The sequence below is a fragment of the Sphingomonas sorbitolis genome, assembly GCF_036663875.1.
Classification (GTDB): Bacteria; Pseudomonadota; Alphaproteobacteria; order Sphingomonadales; family Sphingomonadaceae; genus Sphingomonas.
On the sequence record NZ_JAXOJS010000001.1, the window covers coordinates 1,185,098 to 1,207,354 of the forward strand.

General features: G+C 63.7%; 22 protein-coding genes. 15 read left to right on the top strand and 7 right to left on the bottom strand.

Annotation, left to right across the window (positions count from 1 at the left end):
• Nucleotides 1-163 precede the first annotated feature (163 nt).
• Nucleotides 164-1,906: a DUF885 domain-containing protein gene (locus U1763_RS05020; RefSeq protein ID WP_332754343.1), complete on the bottom strand. Its 1,743-nt coding sequence runs from the start codon at nt 1,904-1,906 to the stop codon at nt 164-166.
• Nucleotides 1,907-2,029: 123 nt separating this feature from the next.
• Between U1763_RS05020 and U1763_RS05025 the strand changes: the two genes are divergently transcribed.
• Together U1763_RS05025 and U1763_RS05030 are read left to right on the top strand one after the other, a co-directional pair.
• Complete coding sequence (locus U1763_RS05025; RefSeq protein WP_277983997.1) at nt 2,030-2,854, top strand: alpha/beta fold hydrolase; 825 nt, start codon at nt 2,030-2,032, stop codon at nt 2,852-2,854.
• Between the two features lie 85 nt (nt 2,855-2,939).
• The gene (locus U1763_RS05030; protein WP_332754344.1) at nt 2,940-3,656 is read left to right on the top strand and encodes a hypothetical protein; all 717 of its coding nucleotides are present in this window, start codon (nt 2,940-2,942) and stop codon (nt 3,654-3,656) included.
• A gap of 7 nt (nt 3,657-3,663) precedes the next feature.
• Here U1763_RS05030 and U1763_RS05035 read toward each other — a convergent pair whose 3' ends face one another.
• Nucleotides 3,664-3,990 carry an FtsB family cell division protein gene (locus U1763_RS05035; protein WP_332754345.1) on the bottom strand — a complete coding sequence of 109 codons (327 nt, stop codon included), beginning with the start codon at nt 3,988-3,990 and terminating at the stop codon, nt 3,664-3,666.
• Nucleotides 3,991-4,015: 25 nt separating this feature from the next.
• Nucleotides 4,016-5,296 carry a phosphopyruvate hydratase gene (gene eno / locus U1763_RS05040; RefSeq protein ID WP_121884554.1) on the bottom strand — a complete coding sequence of 427 codons (1,281 nt, stop codon included), beginning with the start codon at nt 5,294-5,296 and terminating at the stop codon, nt 4,016-4,018.
• 175 nt (nt 5,297-5,471) lie between these two features.
• Here eno and U1763_RS05045 point away from each other — a divergent pair, with 175 nt between their 5' ends.
• The 5 genes from U1763_RS05045 to U1763_RS05065 all read left to right on the top strand — a co-directional run bounded on the left by U1763_RS05045 (nt 5,472) and on the right by U1763_RS05065 (nt 7,495).
• Nucleotides 5,472-5,981 carry a hypothetical protein gene (locus U1763_RS05045; RefSeq protein ID WP_332754346.1) on the top strand — a complete coding sequence of 170 codons (510 nt, stop codon included), beginning with the start codon at nt 5,472-5,474 and terminating at the stop codon, nt 5,979-5,981.
• Nucleotides 5,982-5,985: 4 nt separating this feature from the next.
• Nucleotides 5,986-6,336, top strand: a complete 351-nt coding sequence (locus U1763_RS05050; protein WP_332754347.1) for a phage holin family protein — start codon at nt 5,986-5,988, stop codon at nt 6,334-6,336.
• Nucleotides 6,333-6,605 carry a phosphatase gene (locus tag U1763_RS05055; RefSeq protein ID WP_132740434.1) on the top strand — a complete coding sequence of 91 codons (273 nt, stop codon included), beginning with the start codon at nt 6,333-6,335 and terminating at the stop codon, nt 6,603-6,605. Before U1763_RS05050 ends, U1763_RS05055 begins: the two co-directional genes overlap by 4 nt.
• 103 nt (nt 6,606-6,708) lie before the next feature.
• Nucleotides 6,709-7,188 carry a hypothetical protein gene (locus U1763_RS05060; protein ID WP_332754348.1) on the top strand — a complete coding sequence of 160 codons (480 nt, stop codon included), beginning with the start codon at nt 6,709-6,711 and terminating at the stop codon, nt 7,186-7,188.
• 79 nt (nt 7,189-7,267) lie between these two features.
• Nucleotides 7,268-7,495 (top strand): DUF4170 domain-containing protein, encoded by a 228-nt coding sequence (locus U1763_RS05065; protein ID WP_056051043.1) that lies wholly within the window; start codon nt 7,268-7,270, stop codon nt 7,493-7,495.
• 620 nt (nt 7,496-8,115) lie between these two features.
• On the opposite strand, the gene U1763_RS05070 is transcribed toward U1763_RS05065, so the two are convergent.
• From U1763_RS05070 to carB, 3 genes are all read right to left on the bottom strand, one after another.
• The gene (locus U1763_RS05070) at nt 8,116-8,766 is read right to left on the bottom strand and encodes a rhomboid family intramembrane serine protease (RefSeq protein ID WP_332754349.1); all 651 of its coding nucleotides are present in this window, start codon (nt 8,764-8,766) and stop codon (nt 8,116-8,118) included.
• Between the two features lie 5 nt (nt 8,767-8,771).
• The gene (gene greA / locus U1763_RS05075; protein ID WP_056052861.1) at nt 8,772-9,248 is read right to left on the bottom strand and encodes a transcription elongation factor GreA; all 477 of its coding nucleotides are present in this window, start codon (nt 9,246-9,248) and stop codon (nt 8,772-8,774) included.
• Between the two features lie 75 nt (nt 9,249-9,323).
• Nucleotides 9,324-12,671: a carbamoyl-phosphate synthase large subunit gene (gene carB, locus U1763_RS05080; RefSeq protein WP_332754350.1), complete on the bottom strand. Its 3,348-nt coding sequence runs from the start codon at nt 12,669-12,671 to the stop codon at nt 9,324-9,326.
• 56 nt (nt 12,672-12,727) lie between these two features.
• On the opposite strand from carB, the gene U1763_RS05085 reads away from it, so the two are divergent.
• Nucleotides 12,728-12,919: a hypothetical protein gene (locus U1763_RS05085; protein WP_332754351.1), complete on the top strand. Its 192-nt coding sequence runs from the start codon at nt 12,728-12,730 to the stop codon at nt 12,917-12,919.
• Entirely contained in the window at nt 12,870-13,325 is a 456-nt protein-coding gene (locus U1763_RS05090; RefSeq protein WP_332754352.1) for a PIN domain-containing protein, read from the top strand. Before U1763_RS05085 ends, U1763_RS05090 begins: the two co-directional genes overlap by 50 nt.
• 103 nt (nt 13,326-13,428) lie before the next feature.
• Here the strand turns inward: U1763_RS05090 and carA are convergent, their stop codons facing one another.
• Complete coding sequence (gene carA / locus U1763_RS05095; RefSeq protein ID WP_332754418.1) at nt 13,429-14,730, bottom strand: glutamine-hydrolyzing carbamoyl-phosphate synthase small subunit; 1,302 nt, start codon at nt 14,728-14,730, stop codon at nt 13,429-13,431.
• Nucleotides 14,731-14,870: 140 nt separating this feature from the next.
• Here carA and U1763_RS05100 point away from each other — a divergent pair, with 140 nt between their 5' ends.
• The 6 genes from U1763_RS05100 to U1763_RS05125 all read left to right on the top strand — a co-directional run bounded on the left by U1763_RS05100 (nt 14,871) and on the right by U1763_RS05125 (nt 21,844).
• On the top strand, nt 14,871-15,338 hold the full coding sequence (locus U1763_RS05100) for a GatB/YqeY domain-containing protein (protein WP_332754353.1): 468 nt from the start codon (nt 14,871-14,873) through the stop codon (nt 15,336-15,338).
• A gap of 65 nt (nt 15,339-15,403) precedes the next feature.
• Nucleotides 15,404-15,889, top strand: coding sequence for an endonuclease domain-containing protein (locus U1763_RS05105; RefSeq protein WP_332754354.1), 486 nt, complete (start codon nt 15,404-15,406; stop codon nt 15,887-15,889).
• The gene (gene dnaG / locus U1763_RS05110) at nt 15,880-17,742 is read left to right on the top strand and encodes a DNA primase (RefSeq protein ID WP_332754355.1); all 1,863 of its coding nucleotides are present in this window, start codon (nt 15,880-15,882) and stop codon (nt 17,740-17,742) included. Before U1763_RS05105 ends, dnaG begins: the two co-directional genes overlap by 10 nt.
• The gene (gene rpoD, locus U1763_RS05115; RefSeq protein ID WP_332754356.1) at nt 17,742-19,769 is read left to right on the top strand and encodes an RNA polymerase sigma factor RpoD; all 2,028 of its coding nucleotides are present in this window, start codon (nt 17,742-17,744) and stop codon (nt 19,767-19,769) included. Before dnaG ends, rpoD begins: the two co-directional genes overlap by 1 nt.
• 566 nt (nt 19,770-20,335) lie before the next feature.
• Nucleotides 20,336-20,977, top strand: coding sequence for a hypothetical protein (locus U1763_RS05120; RefSeq protein ID WP_332754357.1), 642 nt, complete (start codon nt 20,336-20,338; stop codon nt 20,975-20,977).
• A gap of 327 nt (nt 20,978-21,304) precedes the next feature.
• A complete protein-coding gene (locus U1763_RS05125) occupies nt 21,305-21,844 on the top strand; it encodes a pseudouridine synthase (RefSeq protein WP_332754358.1) in 540 nt (179 codons plus the stop codon).
• Nucleotides 21,845-22,257 lie beyond the last annotated feature (413 nt).

Sequence of the window (22,257 nt, forward strand, 5' to 3'; positions counted from 1 at the left end):
GCGGGGGTGGAGGGGGATCACCCGGAGCGTACCGCCTTGAAGAGCGAACACTCCGGGAGCCGCTGCCGCCTGCAGACCTCGAGCATCCACGACCGTAATTCCCGGGGTGAGCCCCCTCCACCAGCTTCGCTGGTCCCCCTCCCCGTCCCGGGGAGGATACCCCTCAGAAAGCAGCCGTCGCCTTAGCCTCCCCCATCATCGCGGCCCGCACCAAGGGAATCGGCGGCCCGCCATAGCTCAGGAACTGGTCGTGGAACGCCTTCCAAGCCTTCCGCCCACCCCGTGTCGCGGTCCAGTCCGCCCGCAATTTGCGGATCATCAGCTTGCCCATCGTGTAGTTCAGATACGCCGGATCATACGTCCCCCGCGCCGCCTGCTGCCGCGCATTACCCTCGTCCTGGTAACATTCGTCGACGAACATCCGGAACGACTGCTCCTGCGTCATCCCCTTCGCGTGCATGCGGATCGCTGACAGATATCGGCAATCGCGTAGGAGAGCGTTCGAGATCTGCCCGACATGCGTCTCGGGATCGCCGTTGTTGAGCCCGGCCTCCCACATCATTTCCTCGGCATAGTGCGCCCACCCCTCGGCAAACGCGTACCCCACGAACAGCCGCCCGAAGAGCGACGGCGAGCGGTTCGCGTGCAGGAACTGGACGAAATGCCCCGGCATCACCTCGTGCACCGACGTGAACAGCAGGTCGTTCTTGCCCGGCACGAACGCGTCCTGCACCGCCTTGGTCCAGCTCGGATCGGGCGGCGAGATGTAATAGATCGACGGCACGCCCTTATCGAACGGCCCCGGCGGATCGATATACGCCGAGTTCTGCCGGTTATACGGCGGCGATTCCTCGACCAGCGCCTGTTCGGTCCCCGGGATTGTCAGCAGGTCGTGATCGACCACGAATTTGCGCAGCGTCGGGATTTGTCGCCGCGCCTCCGCGACGGGGCCGCCGACCGGCTTGTTCGCGTTCATCTTGTCCATGCACGCCGTGATCGACAGCCCCTTGGCGAACACGCCGCAGGCCTGCGCCAGCGCCGCCTGGTTGCGCCTCAGATCCGCGACACCCGCCGCCTCGAGCTGGTCGAGCGGCGTATCGACGCCCTCGGTCATCGCCACCATCCGTGCGAACTTGTCCGCCCCCAGTGCAAAATCCTGCGTCGCGGTCGCGCGCTGGCCCTCGGTCCACGTCCCCAGATCGCGCATCGCCTTCGACGCCGCCTGCGCCGCATCGGTCAGCTGCTTCTGCGCCGCCGCATCCTTCACGCCGGCAAACGCCTTCACCGCGTCGCCCGCGTAATAGTCGGCAAAGCCGTTGAACGCCGCCGTCCCGTAATTGACGTAGCTCAGCGGCATCGGGGTCTTGAGGTTCGCCTTGATGTTGCCCGCCGCCGCCGGAATCTTCTGGAAGAACGCGGTCAGCGCCTTCAGCCGCGTCGGCGCATCGGCATAGTTGCGCGCGATATACGTGTTCGGATCGAGCCCCGCACTCACATACCAGGCGGGATTATGATGCGGCTGGTCGGCATCCTCGAGCCAGAACAGCTTCCCCTTGGCGACCTGCACCAGATAGTCGCGCTCGAACGCCTCGGCCGGCTTCAAGTCCTTGAATGCCGCCGCCTTGTCGATCGCGGCGTGCAGGAAGTCCGCCTGTCGCTTCAGTCCCGCAGCACTCCAATCGCCGAGTCCGCCATCATACTCATGCTTGCCCTGATAGACCGCATTCGCCGGATCGATCTTGAACCAGCCGTCGATGAAGCCGTCGCGGAACCCGGCCCAGTCGTTCTTCGCAGCAGGGGTCGGCGCAGGTGCCGCAGCCTGTGTGTTCGAAATAGTCTGCGCAGGCCCGCACGCGCTCAGCGTCAGCGCAGCCGCCGCCACCGTGGCCAGAAGTCCGATCCGCATCTCGTCTCCAATTCCGATTCGTGACGCCATGCTGCCAGTCGAAGCGCCACTGCGCCAGTGCGCGGAACGGTGCCCACGCTGAGCCGTTGATCGCACACCTGTTTCGAATGACTGGAGAGCTTGATGCCCTACGTAAAAACCCGTGACGGTACCGATATTTACGTCAAGGACTGGGGCACTGGCCGCCCGGTGATCCTCACGCATGGCTGGCCGCTCAACGCCGACAGCTGGGACGCGCAGGCGATGGCGCTCGCACAGGCCGGTTTCCGCGCAATCGCCTATGACCGTCGCGGGTTCGGCCGCTCGGGCCAGCCCTGGAGCGGTTACGACTATGATACCCTGACCGACGATCTCGCCGATGTGATGGAAGCGACCGGCGCGAACACCGATGCGACGATCGTCGGCTTCTCGATGGGTGGCGGCGAGATCGCGCGCTACATGAGCCGCTACGACGGCAAGGGCGTGGTCGCCGCCGGGCTGATCGCGTCGGTAGTGCCATACATGCTCAAGACCGACGACAACCCCGACGGTGTCGATGCGGAAACGTTGGCGAGCATCGGCGCGGGCATCGAGGACGACCGCCCGGCGTTCTTCAAGACCTTCCTCCAGCAGTTCCTCGGCGTCGGGTTCATCACCTCGCCGGTCAGCGATGAGGTTGTCGACTGGGCCTGGGGCCTGGCGATGCAGGCAGGCCTGCATCCGACGCTGCGCTGTGCAGAGGCTTTCGGTCACACCGACTTCCGCGGCGATCTGGCGGCGTTCCGCGTGCCGACGCTGATCGTGCACGGGACGAGCGACAAGACGGTGCCGATCGACGCTACCGGCCGTGCTGCAGCCAAGGGCATCGCCGGCTCGCAGTTGGTCGAATATGACGGTGCACCGCACGGCCTGACGATCACCGAGAGCGATCGTTTCACCAACGATCTGCTGACGTTCCTGGGCAAGTAACGCTTTCCGGATCTCCACATCGTTCTGATCCAGGGTTCTGGCGCTCGCCAGTAACCCTGGATTAGGGTAGAACCGGGAACGAGGGTTGGAAACCAGCCCCGGTCTCGCTCAATTAACTTGTTTACAGTTTCCCAGCTACGACATCCGCGTGGCCCTCTCATACCAAACTCGCGCGCCTCGTCGCGTCTTGCCGACACGCCAAGCCTATCGGGCCGCCATCGGCGTTTCCGTTGCGGCTTTCCTTGGCTGGGTCGTCACGATCAACGCCACCTCGACGATCGTCGTCTCGCCTATCAACATCTGGTTCGTCACCGCGATCAGTCTGATCGGCGGTATGGCGGGGCTTCGAACCGGCATCGTGATCGGTGTGGTCGAAGGCGCGGTCGGCCGCCACAAAGCGAAGGCACGACCCTGGGTGGTCCGCTGTCTGATGGCGACGATCGGCTTTGTCTTTGGCATGATCGTCGGCGCAACGGTCGCCTATCGAATGGTCGACGTCGCCCTATTCTGGCGATCCGACGAGCCGGTCGTCACCGCCATTTTCCCCATCCACGCGGTGGGCCTTGCAAAGGCGACGCCCTTCCTATCGATCGGATCGGAGGGTGAGCGTGACGATATTCGCATCTCCAAACGCGACTATGACGTACTGACGACCGTGGCCCCACTCCGCCGGCCGTGGCGCTATTGCATCGCCCTCAAGCGCCAAGCGAGTTACGAGGCCGTGCGCGTATGGCGACCCCGTTCACGCCGTTCCGGGCCACAAACGGTGTTCCCGTGCCCGTCCTATGCGCAGTGGTGGTAAGTCGCCCTCAATTACCGAGCGGGACGATCACCTCGTCCGGGTGCGCGACGTTCAGTTCCTTGCGGACCATCTCGTCGACCATATCCGGGTTCGCATGATCGGGGTTTAGCAGAGCCACCCGGTTCTTCAGAACCTCACGCTTGCGATCGAGCGCGGCATAGTCCTGCTCGCGCTTCGCAAGCTGGCGCTTATAGTCGCCATACGCGAACATCCCGTTCGGCCCGAGCACGGCATACGCACCGAAGAACGCCATCAGCGTCAGCCCCAGCGCCGGCCACGCGGCCTTGCGCATCGTCCTCCGCAGTTTGCTGGTCTTCGTCGTCACGCGTGCCATGCTCGTTCTCCCAGACTCCAGCCTATCAGCCGCCGATCAGGATGTCGCGACCCGCGTACCGCGCCGCATCGCCCAGCTCTTCCTCGATCCGGATCAGCTGGTTGTACTTCGCCAACCGGTCCGAGCGCGCGAGGCTGCCCGTCTTGATCTGCCCGCAGTTGGTCGCGACCGCGAGATCGGCGATCGTCGAATCCTCGGTCTCGCCCGAACGATGCGACATCACCGCGGTATACTTCGCGCGCTGCGCCATCGACACCGCCTCCAGCGTCTCCGTCAAAGTGCCGATCTGATTGACCTTCACCAGCAGCGAATTCGCGATACCCTGGTCGATCCCACGCTTCAGACGCTTCGGGTTGGTCACGAACAGATCGTCGCCGACCAGCTGGACCTTGTCGCCGATCAGGTCGGTCAGCGTCTTCCAGCCCTCCCAGTCGTCCTCGCCCATGCCATCCTCGATCGAGAAGATCGGATAGCGCCGCGTCAGGTCGGCGAGATATTCCGCCATCTCGGCGCTCTCGAGGATCCGGCCCTCGCCCGAAATGTCGTACTTGCCGTTCTTGTAGAACTCGGTTGCCGCGCAATCGAGCGCGAGCATCACGTCCTCGCCGGGCTTGTACCCAGCCTTCTCGATGCTCGACATGATGAAGTCGAGCGCCTCGGTGGTGCTGCCGATGTTCGGCGCGAAGCCACCCTCGTCGCCGACGCTGGTCGACAGGCCCTTCTCGCTCAGGCCCTTCTTCAGCGTGTGGAAGATCTCCGAGCCGCAGCGGACCGCCTCGAGGATGTTGGACGCGCCGACCGGCACGACCATGAATTCCTGGAAGTCGATCGGGTTGTCGGCATGCTCGCCGCCGTTGATGATGTTCATCATCGGCACCGGCAGCAGATGCGCCTGCACGCCGCCGACATAACGGTACAGCGGCAGGCCGCGCGCTTCGGCAGCCGCCTTGGCGACGGCCAGGCTGACGCCGAGGATCGCGTTCGCGCCCAGTCGGCCCTTGTTCTCGGTGCCGTCGAGTTCGATCATCGCGCGGTCGAGGTCCGACTGGTCCTCCGCGTCCATGCCGAGCACGGTGTCGGTGATCTCGTCGTTGACCGCGTCGACCGCGCCATCGACGCCCTTGCCGCCCCAGCGGGTCTTGTCGCCATCGCGACGCTCGACCGCCTCGTGCGCGCCGGTCGACGCGCCCGACGGCACGGCGGCGCGGCCGAAGCTGCCGTCTTCGAGCAGCACGTCGACCTCGACGGTCGGATTGCCGCGGCTGTCGAGGATCTGGCGTGCATGAAGGTCGATGATTGCGGTCACGTAACGATGCTCCTACAAATCCCGGTGCCGGGTCGTTCGCGCCGCCTCTACCGTCTCACGCCATATCGGGCAATCGCGCGGACATCCGAGAATAGTGTCGTGCAATCGCGCGACGGTTCGGGAACCGTGCTCCGGCGGCGGTGTTGAGGGCGTAACAATTCTGAAAGGGACCGTCATGGCCGACTCCAGCATAAACGATACCGTCAACGACCTGAAAACGACCGCGAACGAGGTCGGCACCGAGGTGAGCAAGACGATCGATAACAAGATGGACGACAACGGCACCAGCGATCTCTCCGGCAAGACCGCCGACGCCAAGCAGGCGATCAAGGAAGGCGCGAGCAAGTACAGCGCGCAGGCCGCCGACAAGGCGCGCACTTTCGCCGAGGACGGCAAGGCCCGTGCAAGCGGCGCGCTGGAGCAGATTGCGCAGTTGCTCAACGATGCGGCCGGTCAGGTCGACGACAAGCTCGGCTCCCAGTACGGCGGCTATGCCCGCAGCGCCTCCGACAGCGTCTCGGGTTTCGCCGACCAGGTGAAGGCGAAGGACATCGACGAGCTGGTCGACGACGCGCGCGAACTGGTCCGCAAGTCGCCGGCGATCGCGGTCGGCGCCGCAGCAGCCATCGGCTTCGTCATCGCGCGACTGGTCCAGTCGGGCGTCGACGCCAGCCCGAAGGCCTGACGCCTTGTCCGATCCCGTGATGCTGACCGGCGAAGACGAAAGCCTTTCGTCGATCGTCGGCCGGCTGGCGACCCAGACGAAGAGTCTCGCGACCGCGGAAGTCGCTGTTTACAAGGCGAAGTTCGGCGAGACGGCCAGCGCGTACAAGTCGGCGGCGATGTTCTTCGCAGTTGCCGGCGTGCTGGCGCTGGCCGCGCTGATCGCACTGCTGGTCGGTGCGATCTTGACGCTGGCAACGCTGGTAGGGCCTGGATGGTCGACCGTAATCGTCGTCGTTGCGGTGCTGGCGCTGGCCGGCATCCTGGCGATGATCGGCAAGTCGAAGCTTCAGACCAAAAGCGAGCCCGTATCATGACATCCGCCAAAGTCGCCGCCGCAGAGATCGAAGCCGCCCTCGCCCGCCAGCGCGTCATGATGACGGTTGGGCAGTTGCAGGACCGGCTCAACCCGCGGAAGCTCGCGCTCAACGCCAGTCGCGACGTCGCCGATGCCGGCACCGCCGCCCTGACCGCGAGCGTCGAGACGGTGAAGCGCAATCCGGGGCCGACCGCAGGTTTCGCCGCGGTCGCCGGGCTGTTCCTCGCGCGGCACCGGATCGTCGGACTCTTCCGCCGCGGGCGCTGACTGCATTGACTGCGGTCACCGCATTGAAACCTTGAAGTCCCGGCTCGCGTTGAACCCCCATTGCATTGAACGGCGAGCAGCTTGCCATCAGAAGGACATTTCCATGACCGACGCAAAGACCACCGCAAACGAAACCGCCCACGAGACCGAAAGCCGCCTGCGCGAAGGCCTCGACACCGTCCGCGAGACCGCATCGAAGGTCTATCACGACGCGGGCGACAAGGCCTCCGAGGTTCTCGAAGTCTCGCGCGAAAAGACGAAGCGTGTCGTCAACAACCTTGAATCCAACCCGCTCGGCATCCTCGTCGGCGGTCTCGCCGTCGGTGCGCTCGCCGGTGCCCTGATCCCGCGTTCGGCGCGCGAGAAGGAACTGCTCGCGCCGGTCGGCAAGCGTCTCAGCGAGACCGTCGTCGCCGCCACCGCCGCCGCCAAGGCTGCCGGTCAGTCTGAACTCGGCGAACTGGGACTCACCAAGGACAATGCGCGCGGTCAGGCCAAGGGTCTGCTCGAAGGCGTCGTCAAGGCGCTGACCACGGCTGGTACCGCAGGTGCGAAGGCCGTTTCGCAAAAGCCAGCGGTCTAAATAGAGACCGCTAAGGGTTCAAAGCGCGGGTCGAACACGCTAGGGCATCTGCAACCTCCCTCCCAAGGACAAGCAGCGCATGAGCAAGCTCCACCTCGTATTCGGCGGCCGCGTCAGCGACCCGCGCACCCTGGATTTCAACGATCTGAGCAAGATCGAATTTGTCGGCGTCTTCCCCGATTATGCAAGTGCCGAGAAGGCCTGGCGTGCTGCAGCGCAGCGGACCGTGGACGATGCGGAGATGAAGTTCGTGGTGGTACATCTGCACCGCATGCTCGAGCCGAACTTGGGTGCGACTGTAGCCTGAACTGCCTCTGGGCCGTCATTGCCGCGGAGGCGGGAACCCATATTGGCTAACGTCGCGAACTGATCGTAACGGCATAGGCTATGGATCCCCGCCCGCGCGGGGATGACGGTGTTGAGCGACGGCACATCTGCCTTCGCCAACGTAAGCTTGTGCTCATGACCTAGCGAAACTGGCATAGCGCAAAACAACTTGCCCTCACCCTTCCCAAGGCCAAGCAGCCGCGTGCCCCTTCTCTCTCCCGACGGGAGAGGGAGAAACGCCGAATGCGGCGATGGGTGAGGGCACGCTGAGCAGTGCTACCGGCACTCGTCGCGCTGCCTTGTTGACGGACGCATTCCGTTCAAGCGCTGCCCCCGCCCGAAGAGGGTAGAGATACGCCGGCACAGCCGACGAAGGCGCACAAGCGCGACCTTCCCCCACCCGTTCATGCTGAGTAGAGACCGAGTAGGCTCGAAGAGCCGTATCGAGGGCTCGTATCGAAGCACAGGTCCCGAGCGCCAACCCATCCTTCGATACGCCGCTTCGACAAGCTCAGCAGCTACTCAGGACGAACGGTGTGGGTGTGAGGGTGTGGGTGTAGACTAGCGTGGGGCGGCGAGCGCTTGTCAGGGACAGGGCGCTCAAGCCGCGCGGTAGTGCCAGAGCAACAACGGCCGAGCCAGCACCAGCCCCGCCAAGAACCCACCGATATGTGCGCCAATAGCAATAGGCCCGCTAGCCCCGACGGATGCCCCAAACCCGGCCAGCCCCATCAGCAATTGGATCCCGATCCACGCCGCAGCCAGCCACACCACATGCACGACCCCAGCTGGCACCGGCCCGATCGCCTGCGCCCGCCGCTCGCCATACAAAAGCGCATAAGCCCCAACGACCGCCGAAATCGCGCCTGAAGCACCAATCATCGGCGCAGTGGAGTCAGGCCCGAACGCCCAATGCCCCGCCGCCGCCGCATACGCGCCCAGCACGTACAGCACGACCAACCCGACCATCCCCAGTGCCTTCTCGACGAATTGCCCGCAATACACGAGCATCACGAGGTTCAGCGCGATGTGCGCCCACCCGCCATGGATCAACGTCGCGGTCAGCGGCGTCGCCCAGGCAGGCACCACGAACATATGCTCGCTCGGAATACCGAGATCGGTCATCCGCAGCGGAATGAACCCGGCGTTCACCGCCCAGTACCCAAGCGACCCGCTCAGCACCAGAAATCCCGAGACGATGACCGTCACGATCGTAATGATCGCCGTCGCCCGCGTCTCGAAAAACTGCATAAAGCTCAGATGAACTCGATCTTGGAGACGACGTAATACCGCTCGCCGGCCGGCACCGTGACCTCGACCTCTTCGTCGAGCTTCCGCCCGATCAGCCCGCGCCCCAGCGGCGAATTGTACGAGATCCGTCCGGTCTTCGCGTTAGCCTCGGTCTGGCCGACGATCTGATACTTCACCGGCTTGTCGTTCTCGTCGAGCAACGTCACCGTCGCGCCGAACACCACCTTGTCGCCCGACAGGTCCTTCGGGTCGATGATCTGCGCGCGGCTCAGCTTGTCCTCGATGTCCGAGATCGATGCCTCGACCTGGCCCTGACGCTCCTTCGCGGCATGATATTCCGCGTTCTCGCTCAGGTCGCCGTGCGCACGCGCCTCTTCGATCGCGTCGACGATCGTCGGACGTTCGGCCTTCAGGCGCTTCAGATCCGCGCTCAGCGTCTCATAGCCTTCCTGCAGCATCGGCATCTTTTCGACGGTCGCCATCATCTCGTCCCCAAATCCATTTCCCCGCGCGAGGCCCTGTACCAGCCCCGCCCACACATCATTCTCATGTCGGGATCAGTCGTGCGACTGCGAATAATAGGATTGCAGCGGCCGTACTTCAAGGCTGTGCGTCGAAAGCTTGGCGATCGCCTTCGCCGCTTCGAGCGAAGCGGGCGCAGTCGTGAAGTACGGAATGCGTTGTCCCAGCGCCGACGCGCGGATCGGCTGCGAGTCCTTCAGGCTCTGCCACCCCTCGGTGGTGTTGAAGATCAGCGCGATATCGCCGTCCTTGATCCGGTCGACGATATGCGGTCGGCCCTGCGCCACCTTGTTGACCTTCTCGACCGGCAAGCCGGCGCGCGCCAGATGATCCGCGGTCCCGCCGGTCGCGACGATCGAGAAGCCGGTGTCGACCAGCGCCTTCACCGCCTCGACGATCATCGCCTTGTCGCCGTCCTTCACACTGACGAAGACATTGCCCTTGGTCGGCAGGATCGTCCCCGCGCCAAGCTGTGCCTTGGCGAATGCGATCGTGAAATCGGGATCGATTCCCATGACTTCGCCGGTCGACTTCATTTCCGGTGACAACACCGGATCGACGCCGGGGAACTTGTTGAAGGGGAACACCGCCTCCTTCACCGCATAATAGTCGATATGCCGGTCGATCGTCGGCAAATTGACCAGCTTCTCGCCCGCCATGACGCGTGCCGCGATCTTGGCGATCGGCGCGCCGATCGCCTTGGCGACGAACGGCACGGTCCGCGACGCACGCGGGTTGACCTCGATGAGGTAAACCAGGCCATCCTTCACCGCGAACTGGATGTTCATCAGGCCGACGACCGACAAGGCATGCGCGAGCGCCACCGTCTGCCGCTCGATCTCGGCAATGATCTCCGCCGACAGCGAATATGGCGGGATCGAGCACGCAGAGTCGCCAGAATGGACGCCCGCCTCCTCGATATGCTGCAACACACCCGCGACGACGACATCGGTGCCGTCGCAAATCGCGTCGACATCGACCTCGATCGCATCGCGCAGATACTGGTCGATCAGCACCGGCGAGTCGCCCGACACCTGCACCGCGGTCGCGATGTAGTGCTCGAGCTGCCCGATCGTGTCGACGATCTCCATCGCCCGGCCACCGAGCACATAAGACGGCCGCATCAGCACCGGATAGCCGATCCGCTCCGCCGCCGCGACCGCCTCGTCCCGGCTTCGCGCCAGGCCATTGGCCGGCTGCAACAGCCCGAGCTTGGTGATCAGCGCCGCGAACCGCTCGCGGTCCTCCGCCAGATCGATCGCGTCCGGCGTCGTCCCGAGGATCGGAATGCCCGCCGCCTCAAGCGCACGCGCGAGGTTCAGCGGAGTCTGCCCACCGAACTGCACGATCACGCCCACCAGCGTGCCGTTCTGCTGCTCGACATGCAGGACCTCCAGCACGTCCTCGGCGGTCAGCGGCTCGAAATACAGCCGGTCGCTAGTGTCGTAATCGGTCGACACCGTCTCCGGGTTGCAGTTGACCATGATCGTCTCATAGCCCGCATCGGCCAGCGCAAAGCACGCATGGCAGCAGCAATAATCGAACTCGATCCCCTGCCCGATTCGGTTCGGCCCGCCGCCGAGAATGACGATCTTCTTGCGATCGGTCGGCTCGGACTCGTTCTCGGGCTCACCGAAGCTCGGCGCCTCGTAGGTCGAGTACATATACGGCGTCTTCGCATCGAATTCGGCCGCGCACGTATCGATCCGCTTGAACACCGGCCGCACGCCCAGCTTCAGGCGATGCTGGCGCACCTCCTCCTCGGTCACGCCGCCGGTCATCGCCTTGACGACCTCGTGGATCAGCCCCGAGCCGCGCGCGATCCCGCGGTTCATGCCGCGCAGATTGGCGGATTGCAGCGCCAGCCACGCGAGCCGCTTGTCGCTGAACCCCATGCTCTTAAGGCGGCGCATGCCGGGCGCGTCTATCGGCAGGCCGTCCTTCATCACCTCGGCCTCGGCCGCGATGATCTCGGCGATCCGCTCCAGGAACCACGGATCGTACTTGGCGATCGCATGCACCTCGGCGACCGTGAAGCCCTCGCGCAAAGCCTGCGCCGCCACCAGCAACCGGTCCGGCGTCGCGACGGCCAGCGCCGCCTCGATTTCCGCGCGCGGCGCACCGACCAGATGATCGACCTGGTTGAACCCCGACAGGCCCGTCTCGAGCCCGCGCAACGCCTTCTGCATCGATTCGTGGATGTTGCGACCGATCGCCATCACCTCGCCGACAGACTTCATCGCGGTGCCGAGCGTGTTCGACGCACCCTTGAACTTCTCGAACGCAAACCGCGGAATCTTCGTCACGACGTAATCGATCGTCGGCTCGAACGCGGCAGGCGTGGCGCCGGTAATGTCGTTCTCGATCTCGTCGAGCGTATAGCCGACCGCCAGCTTCGCCGCGACCTTCGCGATCGGGAAGCCGGTCGCCTTCGACGCCAGCGCGGACGAGCGCGAAACCCGCGGGTTCATCTCGATGACGACCAGTCGGCCGTCCTTCGGATTGACTGCGAACTGGACGTTCGAACCACCTGTTTCGACACCGATTTCGCGCAACACCGCGATCGATGCGTTGCGCATGATCTGGTATTCCTTGTCGGTCAGCGTCAGCGCCGGCGCGACCGTGATCGAGTCGCCGGTGTGGACGCCCATCGGATCGACGTTCTCGATCGAGCAGATGATGATCGCGTTGTCGTTGCGATCGCGCACCACCTCCATCTCGTATTCTTTCCAGCCGAGCAGCGATTCCTCGATCAGCACCTCGGTGGTCGGCGAAAGATCGAGCCCGTTGCGGACGATCGCGATGAATTCCTCGCGGTTGTACGCGATGCCGCCACCCGAGCCGCCCATCGTGAAGCTCGGCCGAATGATCGACGGAAGCCCTGTCTTCTCAAGGCCTTCGAGCGCTTCCTCGACAGTATGGGCAATCGCCGAGCGTGCGCTTTCCAGCCCGATCCGGTCCATCGCGTCGCGGAACTTCAGCCGGTCCTCCGCCATGTCGATCGCATCGGCATCCGCCCCGATCATCGTCACGCCGAACTTCTCCAGCGTACCGTCATGGAACAGCGCCAGCGCCGTATTCAGCGCGGTCTGCCCGCCCATCGTCGGCAGGATCGCCCAAGAACCACCATGCGCGGCGATCTCCTTCTCGATGATCTTGGCGACGATCGCGGGCGTGATCGGCTCGACATAGGTCGCGTCGGCCAGCTCGGGATCGGTCATGATCGTGGCGGGGTTCGAATTGACGAGGACGATACGATAGCCCTCCTCCTTCAACGCCTTGATCGCCTGCGTGCCCGAATAATCGAACTCGCACGCCTGGCCGATGACGATGGGTCCTGCGCCGATGACGAGGATCGAGGAGATGTCGGTGCGTTTTGGCATTGTTCTCAGCCGGCTTTCGATGTGGTAAGGAAAGTCTCGCAAGGAGACAGGCGCCAATGAACCGCCCGGAACTGAACAAGATCGGTCAGAGTGACACCGCGGTGATCGACGTGGTTCCACCGCGAAACTGGGGCGACGATTGGGTTCACGAATTGATTGAAATGACGCGCCCAGGTGCGGAGATCAACTTGCAGTTTCGTGGATTGGGCGATCGCGCAGTGCCGTTCCAGTTCGATGATTTTAGTTGATACGAACGTCTTCAGCGAACTGACCAAGACGACGCCCGACGACAGCGTGGTAAATTGGCTGTTTGCACACCGCAACGAAACGTTGCTGTCGACGATCGTCTTGGCCGAATTGACGATCGGCATACGGACAACGCCAAGCGCACGTAAACGCGCCCTGCTCCTGCCATGGCTTGATCGATTGATCGCGCGCCATGACGGGCGCATCGTTCCCTTCGATCTCGCGCACGCGACGAAATGGGGTGAATTCGGATCGCGAGTCTTGATATCCGGACAGCGCGTCGGATCGAGGCAGTTCGATACGTTGATCGCGGCACAAGCGATGGCGCTCGGCGTGGCGCTGGCAACACGCAACGTTCGCGATTTCGAGGACATCGCTGTCGTCACGATAGATCCCTGGAGAAGCTGAACCTGTCCCCGGTTGGAGACATTCCGACGGGCTGGGGCTCGCGCTGATCGATTCGTGGCAGGGGTGATCCCCGGCGTATACGTCGGGACAGACGAGGTCCCAATCACCGCAGCGACCCGACGAACTTCTCGAACAGATACAGGCTATCCTGCGGGCCTGGGCTCGCTTCCGGGTGATACTGCACGCTGAATGCGTTCCGGTCGGTCAGTTCCAGCCCCGCATTCGATCCGTCGAACAGCGATACATGCGTCTCGCGGACGTTCGCCGGCAGGCTGTCGCGCTCGACTGCGAAGCCGTGGTTCATGCTGGTGATCTCGACCGCGCCGTCGGAGAGGCGCTTGACCGGGTGGTTGGCGCCGCGGTGGCCTTGGAACATCTTGGTCGTGGTCGCGCCGACCGCGAGGCCGAGCAACTGGTGACCGAGGCAGATGCCGAACAGCGGCTTGCCCGTCTCGAGCAGCTGGCGGATCACCGGCACCGCGTAGTCGGCGGTCGCGGCGGGATCGCCGGGGCCGTTCGACAGGAAGATGCCGTCGGGGTTTAGGGCCATCACCTGCTCGAAGCTGGCGGTGGCGGGGACGACGGACACCTTCGCGCCGGCCTCGACGAGGTTGCGGAAGATGTTGCGCTTCGAGCCGTAATCGATCGCGACGACGTGGGGGCGCGCCTTCTGCTCCCCTTCCGCGGAGCGGGAGGGGTTGGGGGAGGGCATGGCCTCAGGCGGGGTTGTGGCTGATTGGCCAGCCCCTCCCCCGACCCCTCCCGCAAGCGGGAGGGGAGCAGAAGCGCCCTCTCCTGCGTGCGAGCTGTCCCCGTAGCCGAAGCCCAGCTTCCACGTCCCGCCCGGAGCTTCCTCACCCCAGCCATAATGCATCTCGGTCGACACGTCCTTGGCGAGGTCCATCCCCTCCAGCCCCGGCCACGCCCGCGCCATTGCCAGCAACGCCGCCACGTCGAACTCGCCACTCGCCGAATGCGCAATCACCCCATTAGGCGCGCCCGCAACCCGGATCCGCCGCGTCAGCGCACGCGTGTCGACCCCCGACAGGCCGATCCGCGCATGCCGTTTCATCCAGCCATCCAGCCCCTCGACCGCACGAAAACTAGACGGCTGCGTCACGTCCTCGCGGACGATGATGCCGAGCGCGTGCGGGTCGTCTGCCTCGACGTCGTCGGGGTTCGCGCCGACGTTGCCGATGTGCGGGAAGGTGAAGCAGATCATCTGCCCGGCGAACGACGGGTCGGTCAGCACCTCCTGATAGCCGGTCATCGCGGTGTGGAAGCACACTTCGCCGACCGCACTGCCCTCTGCGCCGAACCCGCGACCCCAGATCACGTCGCCATTGGCGAGGACGAGGACGCCAGTAGCTCCAGCAGGCATGGCTATTGGATTGGTGTCGGCCATCAGGCTGGGCACTCTCTTTACGTTGACGATGTCGCTAAGTGGTGTCCGCTAAGGCCGGCGTGCCGCAGCGTCAATCTGTTAAACGGACGGCGGACGCGCTATCCCGTCGGGCTATCCCGAACCGCCTGAAAGACCAGTACATGATTCGCGACGACATCAAGGCTGCGCAGCTGACCGCCATGAAGGCCGGCGACAAGCAGAGCCGCAACGCTATCTCGTTGATCCAGGCCGCGATCAAGAACCGCGACATCGAGGCGCGTGCCCCTCAGTCCAGAGATGGCAAGGCGCCCGAAAGCGACGACGCGCTGGTGGTCGAAGTGCTGCAGAAGATGGTCAAGCAGCGCCGCGAGTCGATCGAGATGTTCTCGAAGGGTGGCCGCCAGGAACTCGCCGATGCGGAGACGGCGGAGGTCGCGGTGATCGAACGCTTCCTGCCCCAGCAGATGAGCGAGGCGGAAACATCGGCGGCGATCGAGGCGATCAAGACGGAACTCGGCGCGACCGGCATGAAGGACATGGGCCGCGTGATGGCCGAACTGAAGGCACGCCACGCAAGCGAACTGGACATGAGCAAGGCGAGCGGCCTGGTAAAGGCAGCGCTATCGTAAATTCTGCTCCCCTCCCGCTCGCGGGAGGGGTCGGGGGAGGGCAGCGCCACAAAGGAGACGGAGCATTGGAACAACGCACCCGCATCCGAGCACTCCGCACCAACCCCACGCGTGCCGAAAGCGCGCTATGGCAACATCTCGCCGCGCGCCGAACGTCCGGCGTGAGGTTCAACCGTCAGGTCCCGATCGGTCCGTTCATCTGCGACTTCGTGTCCCGCGCTACGAAACTCGTCGTCGAAGTCGATGGCGGACAGCATGACTGGCACTCCGACGATGACGCCCGGCGAACGCGCCTCATCGAACAACAAGGCTACCGTGTGATCCGGTTCTGGAACAACGACGTGTTGGAGCGGATGGAAGGCGTGGTGGCCGAGATCGGGCGCGTGCTTGCGGAACGCCCCTCCCCTAACCCCTCCCGCAAGCGGAAGGGGGACTCGGTTGCGCTCGCTGCAAACGCCGCCCCCCTTCTGCTCCCCTCCCGCCTGCGGGAGGGGTCGGGAGAGGGCAGTGCCGCAAACACCCACCCCACCAAAGTCACCCCATGGCGCTAACCCCACAATTCCTCGACGAACTCCGCGCCCGCACCTCGCTCTCGGCGCTCGTCGGCAAGACCACCAAGCTCACCAAGGCCGGCCGCGAGCACAAGGGCTGCTGCCCGTTCCACAACGAGAAGACCCCAAGCTTCTACGTCAACGACGACAAGGGCTTCTACCACTGCTTCGGCTGCTCCGCACACGGCGACGCGATCAAGTGGATGACCGACCAGCGCGGCCTCCCCTTCATGGACGCGGTGAAGGAACTCGCTCAGGCCGCCGGGATGGACATGCCCGCGATGGACCGCCAGTCCGCCGCCAAGGCCGAACGCGCCAAGGGCCTGCACGAGGTCATGTCCGACGCCGCCGACTGGTTCACCGAGCAACTCAACGGCCTCCCCGGCACCGAAGCGCGCGCGCTCCTCGACCGCCGCGGCATCAGGCCCGAGACGGCGCGCGCGTTCGGGATGGGGTTCGCCCCCGACAGCCGCGGCAAGCTCAAGACCGCGCTGAAGGACTACGGCGACGCGATGCTGGTCGAGTCCGGCATGCTGATATCGGTAGAGGGCAAGGACCCCTACGACCGGTTCCGCGGCCGCCTGATGATCCCGATCCGCGACCCCCGCGGGCGGACCATGGCATTCGGCGGACGCGTGCTCGACGGTGGCGAGCCGAAGTACCTCAACTCCCCGGACACGCCGCTCTTCGACAAGGGCCGCACGCTCTATAATCTCGACAAGGCCGCCCCCGCCTCGCGCAAGTCGGGCCGCGTGCTCGTGGTCGAGGGCTATATGGACGTCATCGCACTCGCCCAGGCCGGGTTCGGCGAAGCGGTCGCGCCACTCGGCACAGCGCTCACCGAAGCGCAGCTCGAACGACTGTGGCGGATGGTCGACGTGCCCCTGCTCTGCTTCGACGGCGACGGCGCCGGCCAGAAGGCATCGCTCAGGGCCGCCCACCGCGCGCTCCCGCTACTCGCCCCCGGCCGCAGCCTCGCGTTCGTGACGCTCCCGCAAGGCCAGGACCCCGACGACCTCGTCCGCGCCGGCGGCCCCGGTGCATTCGAAACGCTCCTCAAATCCCCCGAACAGCTCGTCGACCGGCTCTGGGCGTCCGAAGTCGCCGCCGAGGCGCTCGACACCCCCGAACAGCGCGCCGGCCTCAAGCGCCGCCTCCACGAACTCGCGGAGGGCATCGCCGACCCGTCGGTGAAGCAGCAATATCACGCCGAGTTCAAGAACCGCTTCTACGAGCATTTCAAACCCGTCCGCGCCCCCTTCGTGCCCCGCGGCGAGAAACCGAAAGGCGGCTGGAAGCCCCCCGCCGCCCCCGTCACCGAAGACGCGAAGGCCTTCCTCGCCACCGGCATCGACCGCGTCTTGGCGAAGGCAGTCCTCGCCGGCCTGATCCGCCACCCGGTCGAGATCGCGCGCCACATGGAGGTGCTCGGCTCGCTGCAAATGATCGACGGCGCGCTCGGGCGATTGTTCGAAGCGGTCGTAGATGTTGCACTTGAGGACCAGAAGCTTGATAGCGGGCGCTTGCTCACCATATTGGCGAGGTCCGGTTTCAATTCAGTCGCGAGTGACCTGTTGAGAGCCGATACGATGCCCTATTCGTTCACGCAGACCACGGCCGATCCAGCCCGCGTCCGTGCCGACCTCGACGAGGCGATCGCGATCATGGTCGCCCGCCCTGAGGTAGACGCGGCACTCAAGCAGGCGACCGCGGCGATGCAGACGCACTTCACCGAAGATGCGTTCGAACGACAAGTGGCTATGGTAAGAGAGAAACAGGCGTTGGAAGTCCGACTTGCAAATCTTGTACAGTCGAACGAAGACGCCCGAGCGTTGGGTACCGAGGGCGATTGATGGCTAAGGCGAACATGGCGGAACCCGCCGATACGAACGAAACCGGCGATGCGCCGCTGATCGACATGAACGATGCGTCGATCAAGAAGGTCATCGCGCGCGCCAAGAAGCGCGGCTACATCACCTATGAGCAGCTCAACGAAGCGCTGCCGCAGGGCGAGATGTCGTCCGACCAGATCGAGGACATCAGCGCCGCGCTGAGCGAGATGGGCATCAACATCGTCGAGAACGACGAAGCCGGCGAGGACGGCGAGACCGAGCCCGCCAAGGACGACGAGGACGAGCCGGAGGCCGCCGACGCGGATGCCGACACAGGCCCCGCGATCGAGAAGAAGAAAGAGACGATCGATCGCACCGACGATCCGGTCCGCATGTACCTGCGCGAGATGGGCGCGGTCGAGCTGCTCAGCCGCGAGGGCGAGATCGCGATCGCCAAGCGGATCGAGGCGGGTCGCGACACGATGATCCTCGGCCTGTGCGAATCGCCGATCACCTTCAACGCGATCATCGATTGGTCCACCGCGCTGAACGAGGGCACGATGCAGCTGCGCGAGATCATGGATCTCGACGCGATGCTGTCGAAGGACCCCGCTCCCGAAGCTATGGCCGAGGACGGAGAAGCCGACGACGGCGAGATCAGCGAGAAGAACGCCGGCCCCTCGTTCAAGGAAGAGGCCGAGCCCGAAGAGCCGTCCGCCGACGAGGACGAGGACGGCGAGCGCCGGGCTCCGCGCGCATCGGACGACGAGGAGGAGGACAACACCCTCAGCCTCGCGCAGATGGAAGAACAGCTCAAGCCGATCGCGCTCGAGCGGTTCGCCAGCATCACCGCGCTCTACAAGAAGTTCAGCAAGATCCAGCAGTCGCGCGTCGACGCGATGGGCATCGGCGGCGATTTCTCCGCGGCCGACGAGCGGAAATACCAGAAGCTGCGCGAGGAACTCACGGCGGAAGTCGAGAGCGTCCAGTTCCACAACGCCAAGATCGAATATCTGGTCGATCAGCTATATGCCTATAACCGTCGCCTGACCGCGCTGGGCGGCCAGATGCTGCGCCTCGCCGAGCGCCACAAGGTGCCGCGCAAGGACTTCCTCGATCGCTATATCGGGCACGAGATCGACGAGAACTGGCTGACGACGGTCAACAAGGTCGACAAGAAGTGGACCGCGTTCGTCGCGAACGAGGGCGAGGCGGTCGAGCGCATCCGCGCGGAGATCGCCGACATCACGCAGCAGACCGGCATGGCGCTCACCGAGTTCCGCCGGATCGTCAACATGGTCCAGAAGGGCGAGCGCGAGGCGCGTATCGCCAAGAAGGAGATGGTCGAGGCGAACCTGCGGCTGGTGATCTCGATCGCCAAGAAATACACGAACCGCGGCCTGCAGTTCCTGGATCTCATCCAGGAGGGCAATATCGGCCTGATGAAGGCGGTCGACAAGTTCGAGTATCGCCGCGGCTACAAGTTCAGCACCTATGCGACCTGGTGGATCCGCCAGGCGATCACCCGCTCGATCGCCGACCAGGCGCGGACCATCCGTATCCCGGTCCACATGATCGAGACGATCAACAAGCTGGTCCGCACCAGCCGCCAGTTCCTCCACGAGCAGGGCCGCGAGCCGACCCCGGAGGAGATGGCCGAGCGCCTCTCCATGCCGCTGGAGAAGGTGCGCAAGGTGATGAAGATCGCCAAGGAGCCGATCAGCCTCGAAACGCCGATCGGCGACGAGGAGGATTCGCATCTCGGCGACTTCATCGAGGACAAGAACGCGATCATCCCGGTGGATGCCGCGATCCAGGCGAACCTCAAGGAGACGGTCACGCGCGTGTTGGCGTCGCTCACCCCGCGCGAGGAGCGCGTGCTGCGCATGCGCTTCGGCATCGGCATGAACACCGATCACACGCTCGAGGAAGTCGGCCAGCAATTCTCGGTGACGCGCGAGCGCATCCGCCAGATCGAGGCGAAGGCGCTGCGGAAGTTGAAGCATCCGTCGCGTAGCCGGAAGATGCGGAGCTTCCTCGACCAGTAAGGGTTGGGATTGTTGATTGAAAGAACGGGCCGCGGTGGAAACATCGCGGCCTTTTCTAATTTGTAGCGGCGTCCAACGTGGGCTGGCATCCGCACTGAGCTTCACGCCGAAAGAGCAACAGCGCCCCGCCAGCATTCGCCTGAACCTCGTTTGGCGATTGTGGACAGGTCAGATTAGCCACAGTCCGTAGGCCAAATGATATAGCGGGCTGGTCCTAATCTCTATCGTATCGAGGCAACACTGTTGCTCCAGCCGTATCGGCTTGGCCTTGCGTTCGCAGAAGCCAAGCAGGGAAGCGTAATGGTATTGTTCAAGCCTGATGATAGCTGTGCCAAACCAAATGAGCATGGCGAGCAGGATGGCTATGGCTCGGTTCTTCAAGCTCGATCCTATGGCGACTGTGACACGTCATGCAGGGATGGAGATTGCCCTCTCGCAAATCTCTACCGAAATTAGGCCATAGCCGGGATGCGTTCAAATAAGGCCGCGCAGCAAGATAAATTCTGTTCATCCAGTCTTTTCTGTAGGTTAACTGGCGCTTATCAAGATGGCAGGGGGAATAAGATATGCTTGAATTTATAAAATCCGTCAGACCGTATCTTGAAGTTTTGTCTTTTACTGCCACAATAATTCTCGTCATAGGTCTCATTTTGGCCCGTTCGCAGCTGGTAGCGTTTTCTCGTGACGCGAATGTCCGAAATGAACGACTGGCCAAGGAAAAGGCTATCGAGGCTGCAACGAGATATTTATCCGAATACATCAGGTTGGCGAATATCGAATATGATAAAATTGTCGAATTGAAGTTGCCTACTTTTAATGGAGAGTTCGGTGATTTCAGTGCATCTTCGGTGTCAACAAATCTGCGCCGTAAGATGAATGAAACATTATTAATAGCAAAGACTGATCTTTCATCGATCAATGAGCTAGAACTAATCGCATCCTACTTTATTTCTCGCGTTGCTGACGAAAAAACAGGTTTCCGCATAATCGGCAGGTCGTACTGTGCGACCGTAAAATCAAACTATCACATTATTTCGATACTTCGTGGGAACGATACTGCGCAGCCTTACTGGTACAATATCGTAGCATTATATCAGCTATGGGCACCAAGGCTTACAAGAGAGGAATTGGAGTCAAGTTCCATTGGCTTGGCTCAAAGGCTTGCAGCGCTTCCCACCGACCGCTCTGTTGCGCCACTTGGTTGTTGAAAGGCACCTCGCCTGCGCTCGTACAAAGGGCTAATACAACGGTCCCGACGACGAAATAAATATCCTTTTTTCCGGTTCTTACGGGGATTTTAACCGATACCCCTCGGCTCCACCAATGCAGTCTTTCAGAACGATGATTGCGGTCGAAACCAATCCGGAAAACCGCCCCCCTATCCTCCCCTGTAAGGGGAGGTGGCGCGGAGCGACGGAGGGGTGACGCCCTATCTTGAGCGGGTCACCCCTCCGTCAGCGCTCTGCGCTGCCACCTCCCCTCGTAGGGGAGGAATTACGGTCGAACCCGGTCGACAATCGCTCTAAAGCCCCGCCATGCCCCGCGTACTCCTGCTCAACAAACCGTACGACGTGCTTAGCCAGTTCACCGACGTGAACAGTCCGACCCCGCGCGCGACGCTGTCGCAGTTCGTCGATGTGCCGGGCGTCTATCCGGCGGGGCGGCTCGACCGCGATAGCGAAGGACTGTTGCTGCTGACCGACGACGGTCACCTCCAGGCGCGGATCGCGGACCCGCGGTTCAAGCTGGCCAAGACCTATCTCGTGCAGGTCGAGGGCGATGCCGGCGAGGACGCGCTCGATCGGTTGCGGGGCGGCGTCGTGCTGAAGGACGGCCCTGCCCGCGCCGACGTCGAGCGGATCGCCGCGCCCGACCTCTGGCCGCGCGTACCGCCGATCCGGGTCCGCGCGAGCATCCCCGATTGCTGGCTGAAGATCACGATCCGCGAAGGCCGCAACCGCCAAGTCCGCCGCATGACCGCCGCGATCGACCACCCCACGCTGCGGCTGGTCCGGTGGAGCATCGGCGACTGGACCGTGGCGGGTCTGGAGCCCGGCACGTGGCGCGACGCCTGACGGGGGCTTGAGGCGGGCTGACGGGTGGTTGAGGTGGTACACCCCACAGGCACGCTCTACAGACGGCAACGTTCGTGATTACAAGCGGAACGCCTCCCCACCCACGCCGTCATCCTGACGAAAGTCAGGACCCAGAGCCAAGCAGCGCGGCGTTCGTGATCCTGGGTCCTGACTTTCGTCAGGATGACGGAGAAGGGCATGTTCACGCGAAGGCGCTAAGGCGCGAATAGAAGCAGCTTATTTAGCGCACTTGCCCGGTCTTCTCTTCGCGCCTTAGTGCCTTCGCGTGAATCCAGTCGTTGAGCTGCGCTCCGTGGCGCAATGTGATCATAAGTCCCGAGGATAGCGTTCCCCGCCCGCGCGGGGAGTGCGTTGCGTGACGCGCCAAGGTTGCATGGTAGCCCGACGAAAAC